The 17,180-nt window shown below is 63.2% G+C and carries 12 protein-coding genes and 1 tRNA gene; 7 read left to right on the top strand and 6 right to left on the bottom strand.

Annotated elements, in window-relative coordinates; translation table 11 throughout:
• From P0X85_RS13645 to ypfJ, 3 genes are all read right to left on the bottom strand, one after another.
• Nucleotides 1-2,051, bottom strand: a 2,051-nt coding sequence (locus P0X85_RS13645) for an Ig-like domain-containing protein (RefSeq protein ID WP_275814439.1), incomplete at its 3' end; no start/stop codon positions are given.
• 870 nt (nt 2,052-2,921) lie between these two features.
• Nucleotides 2,922-3,006: transfer RNA gene (locus P0X85_RS13640), tRNA-Leu, on the bottom strand.
• Nucleotides 3,007-3,073: 67 nt separating this feature from the next.
• Nucleotides 3,074-3,922 (bottom strand): KPN_02809 family neutral zinc metallopeptidase, encoded by an 849-nt coding sequence (ypfJ, locus tag P0X85_RS13635; protein ID WP_275814436.1) that lies wholly within the window; start codon nt 3,920-3,922, stop codon nt 3,074-3,076.
• A gap of 147 nt (nt 3,923-4,069) precedes the next feature.
• Between ypfJ and P0X85_RS13630 the strand changes: the two genes are divergently transcribed.
• From P0X85_RS13630 to gluQRS, 5 genes are all read left to right on the top strand, one after another.
• Complete coding sequence (locus P0X85_RS13630; RefSeq protein ID WP_275814433.1) at nt 4,070-4,648, top strand: YqaA family protein; 579 nt, start codon at nt 4,070-4,072, stop codon at nt 4,646-4,648.
• A complete protein-coding gene (locus tag P0X85_RS13625) occupies nt 4,648-5,127 on the top strand; it encodes a disulfide bond formation protein B (RefSeq protein ID WP_275814429.1) in 480 nt (159 codons plus the stop codon). The genes P0X85_RS13630 and P0X85_RS13625 overlap by 1 nt, the downstream gene beginning before the upstream one ends.
• A 110-nt stretch (nt 5,128-5,237) precedes the next feature.
• Nucleotides 5,238-8,006 (top strand): DNA gyrase subunit A, encoded by a 2,769-nt coding sequence (gene gyrA, locus P0X85_RS13620; RefSeq protein ID WP_420851841.1) that lies wholly within the window; start codon nt 5,238-5,240, stop codon nt 8,004-8,006.
• Between the two features lie 105 nt (nt 8,007-8,111).
• Nucleotides 8,112-9,452, top strand: a complete 1,341-nt coding sequence (gene trmFO / locus P0X85_RS13615; protein WP_275814426.1) for a methylenetetrahydrofolate--tRNA-(uracil(54)-C(5))-methyltransferase (FADH(2)-oxidizing) TrmFO — start codon at nt 8,112-8,114, stop codon at nt 9,450-9,452.
• Nucleotides 9,431-10,270: a tRNA glutamyl-Q(34) synthetase GluQRS gene (gluQRS, locus tag P0X85_RS13610; RefSeq protein WP_275814423.1), complete on the top strand. Its 840-nt coding sequence runs from the start codon at nt 9,431-9,433 to the stop codon at nt 10,268-10,270. The genes trmFO and gluQRS overlap by 22 nt, the downstream gene beginning before the upstream one ends.
• A gap of 40 nt (nt 10,271-10,310) precedes the next feature.
• Here gluQRS and hisI read toward each other — a convergent pair whose 3' ends face one another.
• Nucleotides 10,311-10,673: a phosphoribosyl-AMP cyclohydrolase gene (hisI, locus tag P0X85_RS13605; protein ID WP_275814420.1), complete on the bottom strand. Its 363-nt coding sequence runs from the start codon at nt 10,671-10,673 to the stop codon at nt 10,311-10,313.
• Between the two features lie 60 nt (nt 10,674-10,733).
• Here hisI and P0X85_RS13600 point away from each other — a divergent pair, with 60 nt between their 5' ends.
• Both P0X85_RS13600 and P0X85_RS13595 read left to right on the top strand, forming a co-directional pair.
• Nucleotides 10,734-11,180, top strand: coding sequence for an iron-sulfur cluster assembly scaffold protein (locus P0X85_RS13600; RefSeq protein ID WP_275814417.1), 447 nt, complete (start codon nt 10,734-10,736; stop codon nt 11,178-11,180).
• A gap of 39 nt (nt 11,181-11,219) precedes the next feature.
• On the top strand, nt 11,220-12,623 hold the full coding sequence (locus P0X85_RS13595) for a methyl-accepting chemotaxis protein (RefSeq protein ID WP_275814414.1): 1,404 nt from the start codon (nt 11,220-11,222) through the stop codon (nt 12,621-12,623).
• A 333-nt stretch (nt 12,624-12,956) separates the two neighbouring features.
• Here the strand turns inward: P0X85_RS13595 and recG are convergent, their stop codons facing one another.
• Nucleotides 12,957-15,047 carry an ATP-dependent DNA helicase RecG gene (recG, locus tag P0X85_RS13590; protein ID WP_275814442.1) on the bottom strand — a complete coding sequence of 697 codons (2,091 nt, stop codon included), beginning with the start codon at nt 15,045-15,047 and terminating at the stop codon, nt 12,957-12,959.
• A complete protein-coding gene (gene ligA / locus P0X85_RS13585; RefSeq protein ID WP_275814411.1) occupies nt 15,044-17,155 on the bottom strand; it encodes an NAD-dependent DNA ligase LigA in 2,112 nt (703 codons plus the stop codon). The genes recG and ligA overlap by 4 nt, the downstream gene beginning before the upstream one ends.
• Nucleotides 17,156-17,180: the final 25 nt, after the last annotated feature.

Below are 17,180 nucleotides of genomic sequence, written 5' to 3'. Positions count from 1 at the left end.
TCCACGTCATTGCCCAGCACGTTGATCGTGACCGGCACGTCCTCATCCGTCGAGGCGGTGTCGTCATTGGCCACCGGGGCATAGTTCACATCGTCGCCGATGATCTGTTCGATGTTGAAGAAATCGAGCGTGCCGGTGACCGTGCCATCGGCATCGTAGAATTCGACGGTGCCATTGGTGCCGTTACCATTCTCGTCCGGCACCTGGTTGATGATCCGGTATGCGCCCTGCCCGGTCAGGTCCAGCGTATCCCAGTCGTCGCCGCCTTCGTTCCCGTCCACGCGGTCGCCCGCAGTGCCAAAGATCAGGTCGCGGTCATCGCCGCCCGAAATCGTATCCGCGCCCGCGCCGCCGGTGATCGTGTCATTGCCGCCTTCGCCAAAGACGACATCGTCATCGTCACCCGCGTCGATCAGATCATTGCCATCCTCCCCGGCGCCAGCGCCCGGATCGGTGGTCTCGGCGTAGATATCGGTGACCCAGATCGCCTGATCGGTATTGCCGCCATTGTCATAGTCGATCTCGATCCGCGCGACCGGACCCGCGATGGTCACCAGAACCGAGCCCGCCGCCGTGCTCGGAGTAATATAGCCGTTATCGACCGCAGTCCCGGTGACAGTGTTCCCCGAAACGGTCTGAGCGCCCTCGGGCGTCAGGATGACCTCGACCGGATTGCCATCCGCGTCATAAGCGCGAACGGTCACGATATCGATGTGGAAGTCGGTCGACGTGCCGACATCGATGTCGTTCAGGCGGAAGCTGACATTCTGCACCTCATCGCCATAAGCGGCATCGGTCGACGAAAAATCGAGCGTCGTCGTCGAGGTATTGTCGGCACCGCCCTCGCCGCCCAGACCGTAAAGCTTGAGCGCCGAGAGATTGTCGATGCCATCGGTGCTCTCGGTATATTGCGTGTCGCCCACGACCGTTGCCGTCGCGCCGTAATCCTGCACGGTAAAGCCCACGGTGACCTGCACGCCACCCAGATCCATGCTCGCGCCGTTGATCAGCGTGCCGTCGGCATTGGTGCAGCCAGAGGACGACATCTTGCCCCAGTCCACATCCAGCGCCTGACCGGCCGTGCTGGGGACATCGCCGCCATTGTCGCCATAGATCGTATCCGCCCCGGCATCGCCGGTGATCTCATCATCTCCGCTGCCGCCGAAAATCGTGTCGTTATCGGCGCCGCCATAAAGGCTGTCATCGCCCCCGCGCCCTTCGATCAGATCGTCGCCGTCATTGCCGTAGAACACGTTGGTGAAGGTATCGCCGGGCTCCGTGCCCTGATTGTCGAAGCCGACCAGCGTATCGTTGAAATCGGAGCCGAAAATCCCATCAATGCCGCTTTGAAGCACGTCGCCGGTCGCATCGCCGCCGGTCGCGCCATTGGTGGTGAGATTGACATTCACAGCCGCGCCAGAGGCCGAATAATCGACCATGTCGAGCCCGGTGCCCCCCGAGAACGTATCGTTGCCAGCGCCGCCCACGAAGGTGTCGTCGCCTGCCTCGCCACGCAGCGAGTCATTCCCAGCACCGCCGTCGATGAGGTCGTCGCCCGTGCCCGCGAGAACCTCGTCATTGCCGTTGCCTGCGAGGATCGTGTCATTCCCCGCCCCGGCATGGATAATATCGTCATCGCCGTATTCGCCGGGCAGAACCGCGTCATTGGCATCCACGCGGTCGCCATCGGGATCGCCGATATAAGCGGTGTCGATCAGATCGCTGCCAGCGGTGCCAGACACGATCCCGTCGCTGTCCGGGGCGCAAACATTGATGGTCACGGTGGCCGTGTCATAGCCGCCGCGCCCATCGGTAATCGTATAGGTGAACGTGGTCGTGCCGACGAAGCCCGGATCGGGCGTGAATGTCACGGTCCCATCCGCGTTAAGCACCACCGCGCCGTCATTCGTCGCGCCAACGCTCGTCACCCGTAGCCAGTCGCCATTGTAATCGTAATCATTCGCGAGAACGCGGACGGTGACCGCCGTGTTGTAATCCGTCGTCGCCGCGTCGTTACACGCGTTCGGAGCGGTATTGTAATAATAGGTCATCGTCTCACCTCTCATACGGCACGCGGGTGACACAGCCCGCGGCACTCATCCTTTGGCCTCGCAACAGGCGAGACCGGCACGTCAGCCCCGCGACAGGGCCATTACCGATGGCAAGAGGTCGTCCTGGCAGTCAAAAGCACCCGCGAACGCCTGACGAAGGCGTCCACGCCGCCAAGCTGCCCCCGCGGGGCCGCTCGACAAAAACCGTTCCAAAGTTTTCTGGGTCGGGAACCCTGCGGTTCCGCCCCCCCGGCAGCACTTCATTCCAACAAGCATCCCCCGATGCCTCACTCATCAATGGCCACCCCCATGGCCAACACGTCCCTATGGACATCTTTTAGATACCGCGCCGACCGAAAGGCGTGAAGTGAATTATGTCTTAATATTGTTCTACCTATCCCAAAGGATATGTGCGCCGGAACCGGGAAGGCGGGATTTGTTCTCGAAAACGGCCCCTGATTGTTTCTTGAACAATTTCGGTCATTTAGCTTTCGCCGCCGTGAGAGCATCGTGTTCACGAAGGGAAAAAGGACGGCTGCCGACCGCGCTTCGTGGGTTGCACATCAAAGATTTTGTGATTGTTGCCCGCCCGGATACAATCGAACCGGGATTAACGGTGATTTTGTTTCCAGAACCGATAATGGCAAAAATATGGCAATTCTGCCTGACGAAACAACTTTCGCGCACTCTTGACAGAATTCACTCCTCTTTAGGTTGCGCCATCGCTCGAATCGCCTTTTTCTTGCGCAGTGAGTCGCCCGGCGTGAGCGTTTGCGCCGGGAACGCCGGGCACGCCGTGGACACAGCCCGTCGCCCGCCCTGAAGCAGACCGCCCCCGACACGACTCAAACGATCATTTTTGGAAACAGCTGGTACCCGCAGCCGGACTCGAACCGGCAAGCCCGAGGGCGGCGGATTTTGAATCCGCTGCGTCTACCAATTCCGCCATGCGGGCCAGCCCTTGCGATCTAGCCGCCCGCGCGCGGGCTGGCAAGGGGTTTCGCACCCCCTGCCCTCACGGGTCACAGGCTGTTGCCCGAGAACGTGTCGCAGGCGGCGACCTCGCCACTCTCGAAGCCGGCGGCAAACCAGCGCTGGCGCTGCTCCGAGGAGCCATGGGTGAAACTGTCCGGCATCGGGCGCCGCCCGGCATTGCGTTGCAGCGTATCGTCCCCGATCTTCGCCGCCGCGTTCATCGCCTCGGCGATATCGCCGCGCTCGATCGTGCCAAAATTTTCGGCCGCATGGCGCGCCCAGACGCCGGAGAAGCAATCGGCCTGCAATTCCACGCGCACCGAGAGCGCGTTGCTGTCCGCCGTGCTGGCCCGCGCGCGCAGGGCGTTCACCTTGCCCAGAATCCCCAGCTCGTCCTGCACATGGTGGGCGACCTCATGGGCCACCACATAAGCGGCGGCGAAATCGCCGCCCGCGCCCAGTTGGCGCGTCAGCGTGGTGAAGAAATCCGTGTCCAGATAGACTTTCTTGTCGCCCGGGCAGTAGAACGGCCCCGTCGCGCCACTGGCATTGCCACAGGCCGATTGCGTGACCTGGCTGAACAGAACCAGCGTCACCGGATCGTACTCGCGTCCAAGCTGCTCGGCGAAGATATCGGTCCAGACCTCTTCGGTATCGGCCAGCGTCACGGACACGAAATCGCCCATCGCGCGATCCTGCGCGCTCAGCTCGCCCGAAGTCTGCACGGTCGGCGCCCCGCCACCGCTCAGAAGCGGCGTGACATCGACGCCAAGGAAATAGCCCAGCAGCAGAACGGCGATCGCACCAACCCCCGTCACACCGCCCACACGCCCGATGCTGCGTTGCCCGCGGCGATCCTCGATATTGCGGCTGCCGCGCCGCCCCTGCCATTTCATGTCGGAAACCCTCCACCAATCACGAAACCGAGACTATCCTTTCGATAGAGGCTCTGACAGCCCCTTTTATCGCCCGAACCCGGGCAGCCCGACTTGACCTCGGGCGCGGCACGGGCAACAGATCGGCAAACGGGCGACGAGGCGCAGATGATCCGCAGGCTTTACGACTGGACGATGGGACTGGCCGGGCATCCGCGCGCGATGTGGGCGCTGGCGGCGGTGGCTTTCGTCGAAAGCTCGATATTTCCGATCCCGCCCGACATCCTGATGATCCCGATGATCCTCGCCATGCCGTGGCGCGCCTTCCACATCGCGGCGGTGGCGACCGTGGCCTCGGTGCTGGGCGGACTCTTGGGCTATGTCATCGGTTACGGTTTCATGGAGGCCATCGGCACGCCGATCCTCGAGTTCTACGGCAAGGCCAACAAGTTCGACGATCTCGCCGCGCGCTTCAACGAGATGGGCGGCTGGGCGGTGCTGGTCGCGGGGGTGACGCCCTTCCCCTATAAGGTCATCACGATCTTCTCGGGCGCGACGCAACTCTCGCTGCCGCTGTTCATCGGGGTGTCGGTGCTTGCCCGCGCGCTGCGCTTCTTCGTGCTGGCGGCGCTCTTGTGGAAATTCGGCGCGCCGATCCGCACCTTTATCGAGCGCTGGCTCGGCTGGCTGTTCACCGCCTTCGTGGTGCTCCTGCTGGGCGGCTTCTATCTGCTGAGGTATCTGTGATGGAAAACCTGACCCCACGCCGCCTTGTGCTTCTGGCCGCTTTCGGGTCCGCCGCCGTTCTGGCCGGCGCGCTTCTGTTTCAGGCGGCGGGTTACGCGCCCTGCGATCTGTGCATCCTGCAACGCTGGCCGCATCTGGCGGCGGTCCTGATCGGGGCGGCGATCCTTGTGCTGCGCCTGCCGATGGTGACGGCGCTCCTGGGCGCGCTGGCCGCAGCGACGACCGGCGCGATCGGCGTCTATCACTCGGGCGTCGAGCGCAAGATCTTCGAGGGTCCTGACAGCTGCACCTCGAACGGGGTGGCCAATCTCTCGGTCGAGGACCTGCTCGCCCAGATCGAGGCCGCGCCGCTCGTGCGCTGCGACGAGATCCCGTGGGAGATGTTCGGCGTGACCATGGCGAACCTCAATGCCATCGGCTCTTTCGTGCTGGCGGGCATCTGGCTCTGGGCCTTTGTCCGCGCGCGCAAATCCGCCTGAGCAGCACACGGGCCGCGCGAAAGCGTCCTTTGGGGGGCCTTGGCGATTGCACCCAAGCGATGGAGTGCGCTATAAGCCGGTCCAACAATATCTAGAGTTGCGAGAAGCGTGTGACCGATACTCCCGAAACGCCGGAAAGCACCGAAACCGGGCCCGAACGCCCGCATTACGATGGGCCGACGATCTCCATCGCGGAAGAGATGAAGACCGCCTATCTCGATTACGCGATGAGCGTGATCGTGAGCCGCGCGATCCCCGATCTGCGCGACGGTCTGAAGCCGGTGCACCGGCGCATCCTCTATGCGATGCACGAGACCGGCAACACGCATGACAAGCCCTATCGCAAGTCGGCCCGCCCGGTCGGCGACGTCATGGGTAAATATCACCCGCATGGCGACGCGGCGATCTATGACGCCTTGGTGCGTATGGCGCAGCCTTTCTCCATGTCGCTGCCGCTTCTGGACGGTCAGGGTAACTTCGGCTCGATGGACGGCGATAACGCCGCCGCGATGCGCTACACCGAAGTCCGCATGGACAAGCCCGCCGCCTACCTGCTGGCCGATATCGAAAAAGACACGGTCGATTTTCAGGACAACTATGACGGCAAGGACCGCGAACCCACGGTTCTGCCCGCGCGCTTCCCGAACATGCTGGTCAACGGCGCGGGCGGGATCGCGGTCGGCATGGCCACGAATATCCCGCCGCATAACCTCGGCGAGGTGTGCGACGCAACGCTTGCACTGATCGAGGACCCGGACATGTCGGACGAGGCGATCATGGCGATCGTCCCCGCCCCCGACTTCCCGACCGGCGGCCTGATCATGGGCCGGGGCGGCGCGCGCAAGGCCTATCTCGAAGGCCGCGGCTCGGTCATCATCCGGGCGAAAACCCATGTCGAGGAGATCCGCAAGGACCGTTACGCCATCGTCGTCGACGAGATCCCGTATCAGGTCAACAAGGCGACGATGATCGAGAAGATCGCGGAACTCGTCCGCGACAAGAAGCTCGAAGGCATCGCCCATGTGCAGGACGAATCCGACCGGGTCGGCGTGCGCGTGGTGATCGAGTTGAAGCGCGACGCGACGCCCGAGGTGGTGCTGAACCAGCTCTACCGCTTCACCGCGCTGCAAACCTCGTTCGGCTGCAACATGCTGGCGCTCAACGGTGGCCGCCCCGAGCAGCTCACGCTGCGGCAGTTCCTGAGCCACTTCATCACCTTCCGCGAGGAAGTCGTCGCCCGCCGCACCGCTTTTGAACTGCGCAAGGCCCGCGAACGCAGCCACATCCTGTGCGGCCTTGCCGTGGCGGTCTCGAACGTGGACGAGGTCGTGGCCACGATCCGCAGCTCGGCCGATGCCGCGGAGGCACGCGAACGGCTGATGACCCGGCGCTGGCCCGCCCATGAGATCGCGGCCTACATCCGCCTCATCGACGACCCGCTGCACCCGATCAACGAGGACGGCACCTATAACCTCTCCGAGGCTCAGGCTCGCGCGATTCTCGATCTGCGACTGCAACGCCTGACCCAGATCGGCGTCAAGGAAGTGACGGACGAGCTCGAAGAGCTGGCCGCGAAGATCAAGGATTACCTCGACATCCTCGGCTCGCGCGACCGGATCATGGCGATCATCTCGGAGGAGCTGCGCGAGGTGAAGGACCTCTTCGCCGTGCCGCGCCGCACCGAGATCATCGACTGGGCCGGTGACATGGACGACGAGGACCTGATCGAGCGCGAAGACATGGTCGTGACGATCACCTCGGGCGGCTACATCAAGCGCACCCCGCTCGCCGATTTCCGCGCGCAACGGCGCGGCGGCAAGGGGCTGTCGTCAATGGCGACCAAAGAGGACGACGTGGTCACCACGCTCTTCGTCGCCAACACCCATACGCAGCTTTTGTTCTTCACGACGGACGGGATGGTCTATTCGCTCAAATGCTGGCGCCTGCCGCTGGGCGGACGCACGGCCAAGGGCAAGGCAATCGTCAACATCCTGCCGATCCCGCAAGGGGTCTCGATCGCGGCACTGATGCCGGTGGACGCGCCCGAAGAGGATTGGGACGACTATCAGGTCTTCTTCGCGACCTCCGACGGTTCGGTCCGACGCAATGCGCTCTCGGACTTCGCCAATGTGAAGCGCAACGGCAAAATCGCCATGAAGCTCCCCGAGGGGGTCGAGATGGTGAACGCGCGCATGTGCACCGAGGGTGATGACATCATGCTGGTGACGGCGGGCGGGCGCGCGATCCGCTTCCCGGTGCCGGAGGTGCGGATCTTCAAGGGCCGCGACTCCACCGGCGTGCGCGGCGTGCGTCTGGCTGATGAGGACAAGGTCGTCTCGATGTCGGTCATCCGCCATTTCGAGGCCAGCGCCGAAGAACGCGCCGCCTATCTCAAGCAGCGCCGCCTGATGGCCGGTGTGACCGAGGACGAGGCCGATGACGAGGAAGACCCCGTCGCGGAGGGTCAGCTCAGCCCCGAGCGCTATGCCGAAATGTCGGCGGCAGAGGACCTGATCCTGACCATCACCGCCAAAGGCGCGGGCAAGATCTCGTCGAGCCACGACTACCCGGTGCGCGGGCGCGGCGGTCAAGGCGTGACCGCCATCGAGAAGTCGATGCGCGGCGGGGCGCTGGTTGCGTCGTTCCCGGTCGAAATCTCGGATCAGGTGATGCTGGCCACCTCGACCGGCCAGTCGATCCGCTGCCCGGTGGACGGGATCTCGTTCCGGTCGCGCTCGGCGGGCGGGGTCAAGGTCTTCGACACCGCCAAGGCTGAGGTCGTCGTCTCGGTCGCACGGATCGCCGATCAGGGCGAGAACGCCGAGATCGAAGCCGACGCGGCGCCACCCCCCGAAGCAGGCGAAGGCGGCGAGGCCTGAGGGGGCGCTGCCCCCGCTGGCTGCCGCCAGCCCCCCGGGATATTTGGAGCATAGTGAAAGGGCCGCCGATTGCGCGCGGCCCTTTTCGATTGTAAAGGCCATGGCATGACGGAACAGCTTCATATCATCGGCGGCGGCATGGCCGGGTCCGAGGCCGCATGGCAGGCCGCACAGGCAGGCGTGCGCGTGGTCATTCACGAAATGCGCCCCGAGGTCGGCACTTTTGCGCATCAGACCGGCAACTTCGCCGAAATGGTCTGCTCGAACTCCTTCCGCTCGGATGATGACGAGCGCAACGCGGTCGGGCTTTTGCATTGGGAAATGGCGGCGGCGGATGGTCTCTTGATGGAGATGGCCCGCCTGCACCGCCTGCCCGCAGGTGGCGCGCTGGCCGTGGACCGTGAGGCGTTCTCCGAGGCCGTGACGGCGCGGCTGCGCGCACACCCTCTGATCGAGGTGGCACCCGGTGAGATCACCGAATTGCCGCGTGAAGGTCATTGGATCATCGCAACCGGCCCGCTCACCTCGGGCGCGCTGGCCGAGAGCATCCGCGCCGAGACCGGGGCTGACAGCCTCGCCTTTTTTGATGCGATCGCGCCCATCGTCTATGCCGAAACGGTCGATATGAGCGTGGCTTGGATGCAATCACGCTATGACAAGGGCGAAACGCTTGAAGAGCAGACCGCCTATATGAACTGCCCGATGACCAAGCCCCAATACGAGGCCTTCATCGACGCGCTTCTGGCGGCGGACAAGACCGAGTTCCACGACGGTGAGACCGCCAAATATTTCGACGGCTGCCTGCCAATCGAAGTGATGGCCGAGCGTGGCCGTGAAACGCTCCGCCATGGCCCGATGAAGCCGGTGGGGCTGACAAATGCGCACCGGCCCGAGGACAAGCCCTATGCGGTCGTGCAGCTCCGCCGCGACAATGCGCTTGGGACCTTGTTCAATATCGTCGGCTTCCAGACCAAAATGAAATACGGCGCGCAGACCGAGGTGTTCCGGATGATCCCCGGCCTCGAAAACGCGAGCTTCGCCCGACTTGGCGGCATTCACCGCAATACGTTCATCAACTCGCCCACCCTTTTGGATGCCCAGATGCGGCTGAAATCGCGCCCGAATATCCGTTTCGCGGGCCAGATCACCGGGGTCGAGGGCTATGTCGAAAGTGCCGCTATGGGCCTGCTGGCCGGACGGATGGCTGCGGCCGAGATCAAGGGCGGGTCGCTTGAGGCACCCAATGGCGAAACCGCGATGGGCGCGCTCATCCACCACATCACCGGTGGTGCCGAGGCCAAGACCTTTCAGCCGATGAATGTCAATTTCGGTCTCTTCCCGCCGATTGATGCCAAAGGCGGGCGCAAGGGCCGCAAGGACCGCTACAAGGCCTATACGGATCGCGCGAAAGAAGCGTTTTCTCAATGGCTTGCGGCACAAATCTAAGACGCACGCGCTTTGCGCCGTCGCCCACTGGCCCATTGCATCTGGGCCATGCGCTGGCCGCGCTGATCGCCGCAGAACGGGCCGAGCGGGGGGAATTCCTTCTGCGGATCGAGGATCTCGACCAATCGCGCGCCCGCCCGCATTGGGAAGCGCAAATCCATGACGATCTGCATTGGCTGGGGCTGACATGGCCAGAGCCCGTCCTGCGCCAGTCAGACCGCATGAGCTTTTACCAGCAAGCTATTGATAAATTGAAAAATCTTGGCGTTACGTATCGCTGCAAATGTAGCCGCGCCGATATTCGTGCAGCGCTCGACGCCCCTCAAGAAGGATCACCGATCCTTGGCCCGGACGGCTTGGTCTATCCTGGCACCTGCCGTGGTGGGGATGAGGGCGATACGATCCGTCTGGATATGGCCCGCGCGATCACGATACTCCCCGAACGGCCGTCATTCGAAGACAGCGGCACCCGCGCAGGAAACCATGTCCTAGATAAGGAATGGCTCCTAACGCATTGTGGTGACGTGGTTTTGGCGCGCCAGAACATCGGTGCGGCCTACCATCTCGCCGTCGTGGTCGACGATGCCGCGCAAGGCATCACCGAAGTCACCCGCGGCGAAGACCTGTTCGAGGCGACCTTCATCCACGTTCTGCTGCAAGCGCTTCTCGGCCTGCCCACGCCCGCCTACCACCACCACCGATTGATCCGCGACGAAACCGGCAAACGGCTCGCGAAACGAGATGATGCCCGTGCCATCGCCACCTATCGCGCGCAAGGTGCCACGCCCGAAGACATCCGCGCGCTCATCGGGCTCTAGCTTTCATCAAACTCGAAATACGGCCGCCGGTGGTCGCGTGTCACGCCTCGACCGGCTTGAGGATCTCGACCTCCTCACCGCCCCGCAGCGCCGTGTAGAAACACGACCGTCGGTTGGTGTGGCACGCAGGCCCCTCTTGCTCGACGAGCAGCAACAGGCAATCCCGGTCACAATCGACGCGCATCTCCTTGAGATGCTGCATGTGCCCCGAGCTTTCACCCTTGGCCCAGAAACTCTGCCGCGAGCGCGACCAGTAGGTCACATGCCCGGTCTCCAGAGTGCGCGCGATGCTTTCGGCATTCATCCACGCCATCATCAGAACCTCGCCGCTGCGCGCATCCTGCGCGATGGCGGGGATCAGCCCCTTCTCGTCATATGTCAAACTCGCCGGATCAAATGGCATGGCTCTTTCCTTTCGCGGGTCACAGCATTATTTACGCCGGACCAGCCCCGGGGAAAAGCCATGAGCGACGCCGATCTGATGAAGCTCTACTCGCAGCGTATTCTCGCGCTGGCGGCGGACATGCCCCATACCGATCCCCTGCCCGCACCCACCGCGCATGCCGACAAACGCGCGCCGCTCTGCGGCTCGACCGTGTCGGTGGACCTGGCCCTCGAGAACGGCCGGATCACGGGCTATAGTCAACAGGTCCGCGCCTGTGCACTGGGGCAGGCCTCGGCCTCGATTTTCGGGGCCGCAGTGATCGGCTGCACCCGAGAACAGGTGGCGACGCTCCGCGACCAACTGGCGGCGATGCTCAAGGGCGGGCCGGTGCCAGACGCCCCGTTTGCGGAGTATGAGGTCCTGACCGCCGCACGGGATTACCCCAATCGCCACGCCTCGATCCTTCTGACACCCGATGCCACGCTCGCGGCCTTTGACGCAGAAGCGTTAACCCGAACGCAATGACTTGATGCGAGCTTTGGCACGAATCCTGCCGGAGCGCGCATGAACGATCTGTCTTCTCATCCCACTCTTCACCAGGGCGATGCGCTGAATCGTATCGCGAATGAGGCGGTCAATCTCGGTTGCGAAATCGTCGAAATCGCCGCCGCGCTCGACAATCTCGCGCAGGTGAGCGCGTCTCAAACCGCATTGCTGCGCGAAGCGGAGGAAGCGGCGCACACCGTGCAAGACGCCAACCGAGAGGTTCTGCGCGACGCCGAGGTGGTGACGGGCGCGGTCGACGCCTCGATGACGGCGGTGCGCGAAACCGTCGGAAAAATGCGCCAAACCGATGAGAACGCGCGCCTCATCGCGGGCTGGGTGCAGTCCGTGGTTCAGAAAATGGCCGAAGTGACCCAGACGCTCGCCACGGTGCAAAGCGAGAACGCCGAAATCCGAAGCATCGCCACACAGGTGAACATTCTGGCGATCAACGCCAAGATCGAAGCGGTGCGGGCCGGTGACGCCGGGCGCGGTTTTGCGGTTGTCGCAGAAGCGATCAACGAATTGTCGCGCAAGACGGCCAGTGCGGCGGACGGGATCGGAACGGCGGTTCACGGGCTGAGCGACCGGATCACGCAGATGCGCAAAGAGGCCGTCACGATTTCAGATCACGCAGATGCCGTGATGACCAGTGCCGGCGAAACCGACAGCGCCATGACGCGCATGACGGCAAGTGTCGATGAGACCCGCAGCACGATCCGCGCCATCACGCAACGCGCGGAACAGGTCCGCAAGGCCAATCAGCGGTTCGCGCCCGCCTTTGAGCGTATGGCACGGGGCGCGCAGGAGACCGCACACCAGACCGGAGCTGCACAAAAGCGGACGAATGCCCTCATCACCGTGGGCGAGACCATTGTTCAGGAGTCGATCCAGATCGGCGGAACGACCTCGGATTCCGGGCTGATCGAGACCGCGACGCAGACCGCTCAGAAAATCAGCGCGCTGTTCCGGCAAGCCATCGAAGCGGGAGAAATTTCGGAGGCCGACCTCTTCGATCAAACCTATGTGCCCATTCCCGACACGAACCCGCAACAGGTCACGACGCGCTTCACCGCCTTCACCGACAAACACCTTGCATCGCTGCAAGAAACGCTGCTCGAAAGCGATCCGAAGATCGTTTTTTGTGCCGCGGTCGATCGCAACGGCTATCTGCCGACACATAACAAGGCATTCTCCCAGCCGCAGAGCAAGGACCCGTCCTGGAATGCGGCCCATTGCCGGAACCGTCGAATCTTTAATGACCGTGTCGGGCTGCGGGCCGGTAGGTCCAGCGCCCCTTTCGTTCTACAGATCTATCGCCGCGACATGGGCGGCGGTGATTTCGTGCTGATGAAGGACCTCTCCGCCCCGATCCATGTCGGGTCCCGCCATTGGGGTGGATTTCGGATCGGCTACAAATTCTAAAAAAAAACCGCCATCCGAAGATGGCGGTGAGGAAGCGCTTTCGGCGACCGAATGAGGTCAGGACAGGCGAACCGCGGTGTTGGGGACAGGTGCGGCTCCAAAAGCGCGAGGCAGTGAACCCGTAAAGGTCAGAAAATCCCCGGCAGATAGAGAGCGACCGCGAAACTCACACAGAGTGACACGGCCCCAAGGGCGTCTTGCAAAAGCACATCGCTGTTGCGGGTCAGAATGGCTTTGATGTCGCGCATGATCGGCTCCCTCATCTGATGTTGCTTATTTGTTCTCACATTCATCGCGGGAAGTAAAGAACTTTTTAAGAACATTTGAGAACACTCATCCAACATCAATGAGTTTGATCGCCCGATCCTGCTCCATCAGCCAAAGCAGAACGCGCGCGGCCTGCCCCCTCGGGCTGGCAAGTTCGGGGTCGGCGTGCAACAGGGCCCGGGCATCGGTTTGCGCCACCGCCATCAAGCCCGCCTGACGATCGAGATCCGCGATGCGAAACCGCGGCAGTCCCGATTGAGCTGTGCCGATCATGTCACCCGCGCCGCGCATCGCCAGGTCCTCTTCGGCGATGCGAAACCCGTCCTCGCTTTCGCGCAGAATCTGCAACCGGCGTTCTCCCGTTTCGGAAAGCGGCGGCTGATAAATCATCAGACAGGTGGAGTCCGCCGCACCGCGACCAACCCGCCCCCGCAACTGATGGAGTTGGGCCAGACCGAAGGTCTCGGCCCGTTCGATGACCATGATCGACGCGTTTGGCACGTTCACGCCAACCTCAATCACCGTCGTCGCCACCAGAACCCGGCTCCGCCCGGCGACGAAATCAGACATGGCCGCGTCCTTTTGCGCAACCGGCATCTGCCCATGCACAAGCCCGACATGCGCCTCCCCCAATGCTGCACGCAACATTGCGAAACGGTCTTCAGCCGAGGTGAGATCGACCACCTCGCTCTCCTCGACAAGCGGGCACACCCAATAGGCCTGACGCCCCTCGGCAATCGCCTTGCGCAGATGCGCGACCACCTCATCAAGGCGCCCGTTCGAGATGAGCGCCGTCTTGACAGGCTTGCGCCCGGGCGGCTTCTCATCCAACACGCTCACATCCATATCGCCATATTGTGCAAGCGCCAGAGAGCGCGGGATCGGGGTCGCCGTCATAACCAAGACATCGACTGCCTGCCCCTTCGCCCCCAACTCCATCCGCTGCGCAACACCAAAGCGGTGCTGCTCGTCGATGATACTCAGACGAAGATCCTGAAAATGAACGTCTTTCTGGAAAACCGCGTGGGTTCCGACAAGGATCTGGATCGCCCCAGACGCCAGATCAGAGAGCTTCGCCGCCCGCTCACCGCCCTTGTCACGCCCGGTCAAAATCTCAAGCCGGACCCCGGCAAGGGCCGCGAGCGGCGCCAACCCATCGAGATGCTGACGTGCGAGAATTTCGGTCGGGGCCATCATCACCCCCTGCCCGCCAGCCTCGACCGCTGCCAGCAGGGCGAGAAACGCAACCAATGTCTTACCCGCGCCAACATCGCCTTGCAGCAGGCGATGCATACGCCGGGGCGAAGCCATATCCGCGAGAATCTCGGCCACGGCGCGTTGCTGCGCGCCGGTCGGCTGATAGGGCAAAGCGGCCAAGACCTGCTGCGACACGGCACCCGTTGCCTGCGTCACCCGACCTTTCGCACGCCGCTGCATCCGCCGCGCCAGCGCGAGGGTCAACTGATGTGCGAACAGCTCATCATAGGCGAGGCGCAGACGCGCCGGGGCCTGCGGCGCCAGATCGGCCATCCCCTTGGGTGCGTGCGCAACCCGGAGCGCATCCGCCCAACCGGGCCAGCCCTCGCGCGCCCGGAGCGCCGGATCGATCCATTCCTCCAACACCGGCAGGCGCGCCAACGCCCCTGCCGCCGCCTTGGCCATCACCTTTTGCGTGACCCCGGCCGTGAGCGGGTAGATCGGCTCGAACCTAGCGATTTCATCGGCGGCCTCTTCCGCGAGGATGTAATCAGGATGCACCATCTGCGCGATCCCGTCGAACACTTCCAGCTTTCCGGACACAATCCGCCGCGAGCCGGGCGGCAATTGCCGCGTCAGCCAGTCGCCTTTGGCATGAAAGAAAACGAGCTGGAATTCAGCGCCCGCATCCTCGACCAGCACGCGTGCCGGCCCACCCCTGCGGCGCGCCGGCAGATGCGCCCCGACCGTCACCGTGACAGTCACAACAGCGGGCGCCGCAACCCCTTGGATCGTGTCAACCGGGCGTCGATCAACCACCGAATGGGGCAATGTGAAGAGCATGTCTCGTGGCCGCTCCACCCCGATCTGTGAGAGCGCCTGCGCGGTCTTGGCGCCGATCCCCGCAAGGGTTTCGATCTGCGCGAACAGCGGAAAGAGGCTGGCGGGCCGTCCGGTCATGGCATCCGCGCGAGCTCGATCCACGCCGCCTCATCAATCACTTTCACGCCGAGTTCGGCGGCTTTTTTCGCCTTGGACCCCGCCCCCGGCCCTGCCACCAGAAGATCGGTCTTGCTCGAAACCGAGCCCGCCACCTTGGCACCGAGCGCCTCGGCCCGGGCTTTCGCCTCGGCCCGGGTCATCTGTTCCAACGTTCCGGTGAACACGATGGTAAGCCCCGCAACCGCGCTTTCAGTCATGCGCGGCGCGGCATCTTCGATCTGGAGTTGCGCGACCAGCCGGTCGATCGAGGCGCGCTCGGCCTCCTGATGGAACGCACTAATCACTGAGGTCGCAAAAGTCTGCCCCACACCATCGACCGAGAGCAGCTCGTCCCACTCGACACCGCTGCCGATCGTCGCATCGCGCATTGCCGTTTCGAAGGCCGTCCAGCTTTGGTAATGCTGCGCCAAGAGCGCGGCGCCAGCCTCCCCGACATGCCGGATGCCGAGCGCAAAGATCAGCCGCGCGAGCGGAACGCGGCGCTTCTCGCGGATCGCGTCGAACAGATTGCGCGCGGATTTCTCGCCCCAGCCCTCCCGGTTGCGCAACTGTTGCAGGCCGCTGCCAAAACGTTCCTCTAGCGTGAAAATATCCGCCGGCTCGCGAATCCAGCCATCCTTGTAAAAGGATTCGACCTGTTTGGCGCCAAGCCCTTCAATATCGAACGCAGCGCGCGAGACAAAATGCTTCAATTTCTCAACAGCTTGCGCGGGACAAATCATACCCCCGGAGCAACGCCTGACGGCATCGCCATCCTCCCGGATCGCCTCGGAGCCGCATTCGGGGCAGATCGTGGGAAACACAAAGGGGCAGGCATCCGCGGGGCGCTTGGCGAGATCCACATCCGCGATTTTCGGGATCACATCGCCCGCGCGATACACCTGAACCCAGTCGCCCTCCCGGATGTCCTTCCCGCCCCGGATCGTCTCCCCGCGCGAGTCACACCCGGCGATGTAATCCTCGTTGTGCAGTGTCGCGTTCGAAACGACGACGCCCCCGACGGTGACCGGCGTCAGCCGCGCGACGGGACTGAGCGCACCGGTGCGTCCCACCTGAATTTCTATCTTTTCGAGCCGCGTCCAGGCCAGTTCGGCCGGAAATTTATGTGCAATCGCCCAACGCGGCGTGGTTGACCGGAACCCCAGACGGCGTTGCAACGAAAGGTCATCGACCTTGTAAACGACCCCGTCGATATCATAACCGAGCGTCGCGCGCTCGGCCTCGATCCGCCGGTAATGCGCCACGAGCGCGTCCGGCCCATCGCAACGAGCCGTCAACGGGTTGGTCTCAAACCCGAGCGCCGCAAGACGTGCGATCGAACCCGATTGCGTATCGTCCAACGGCTCTGAAAGCACCCCCCAGCCATAGGCGAAAAAGCGAAGGGGACGGGCCGCGGTGATGCGCGGATCAAGCTGACGCAAACTGCCGGCCGCCGCGTTGCGCGGGTTGGCGAATAGCTTGTCGCCCCTCTCGGCCTGCGCCGCATTCAGCGCGGCGAAATCCGCGTGCGACATATAGACTTCACCGCGCACCTCAAGCACGTGGGGCGCACCCGTCAAAGTCTTTGGAATATCCGTGATGGTGCGGGCGTTCTCGGTGACATTCTCGCCGGTTTCGCCATCCCCTCGCGTAGCCGCATAGATCAGCTGACCGTCTTCATAGCGCAGCGAGAGTGACAGCCCGTCGATCTTGGGCTCGGCCGTATAAACGAGGGGCGCTTGCGGACCCAGACCAAGATATTTGCGGATGCGTTCATCGAATTCATCGACCTCTTCAGGGTCAAACGCATTGCTCAGGCTGAGCATCCGCTGCTCATGGGTGATCTTGCCGAACCCTTCTGCGACCGCCCCCCCGACTTTTTCGGAGGGGCTGTCGGCGGTTTTCAGATCAGGGAAGCGCGCCTCGATCTCGGACAAGCGACGTTTGAGCGCGTCATACTCGGCATCCGAAATCTCGGGCTGGTCATGCGTGTGATAGGCCGTGTTCGCGGCCTCAATCGCGGATTTGAGCGCGGGCAATTCAGCGACTGCCTGCGCGCGGGTCAGTTCAGTGACCGGTTCTGTCATACGCACCCCCAAGACTGATCCCAAG

The organism is Pseudothioclava nitratireducens, from assembly GCF_029210495.1.
GTDB lineage: Bacteria > Pseudomonadota > Alphaproteobacteria > Rhodobacterales > Rhodobacteraceae > Pseudothioclava > Pseudothioclava nitratireducens.
Note: the sequence above shows the minus strand (reverse complement) of the source record. Positions and strands in the feature narration are given on the sequence as shown.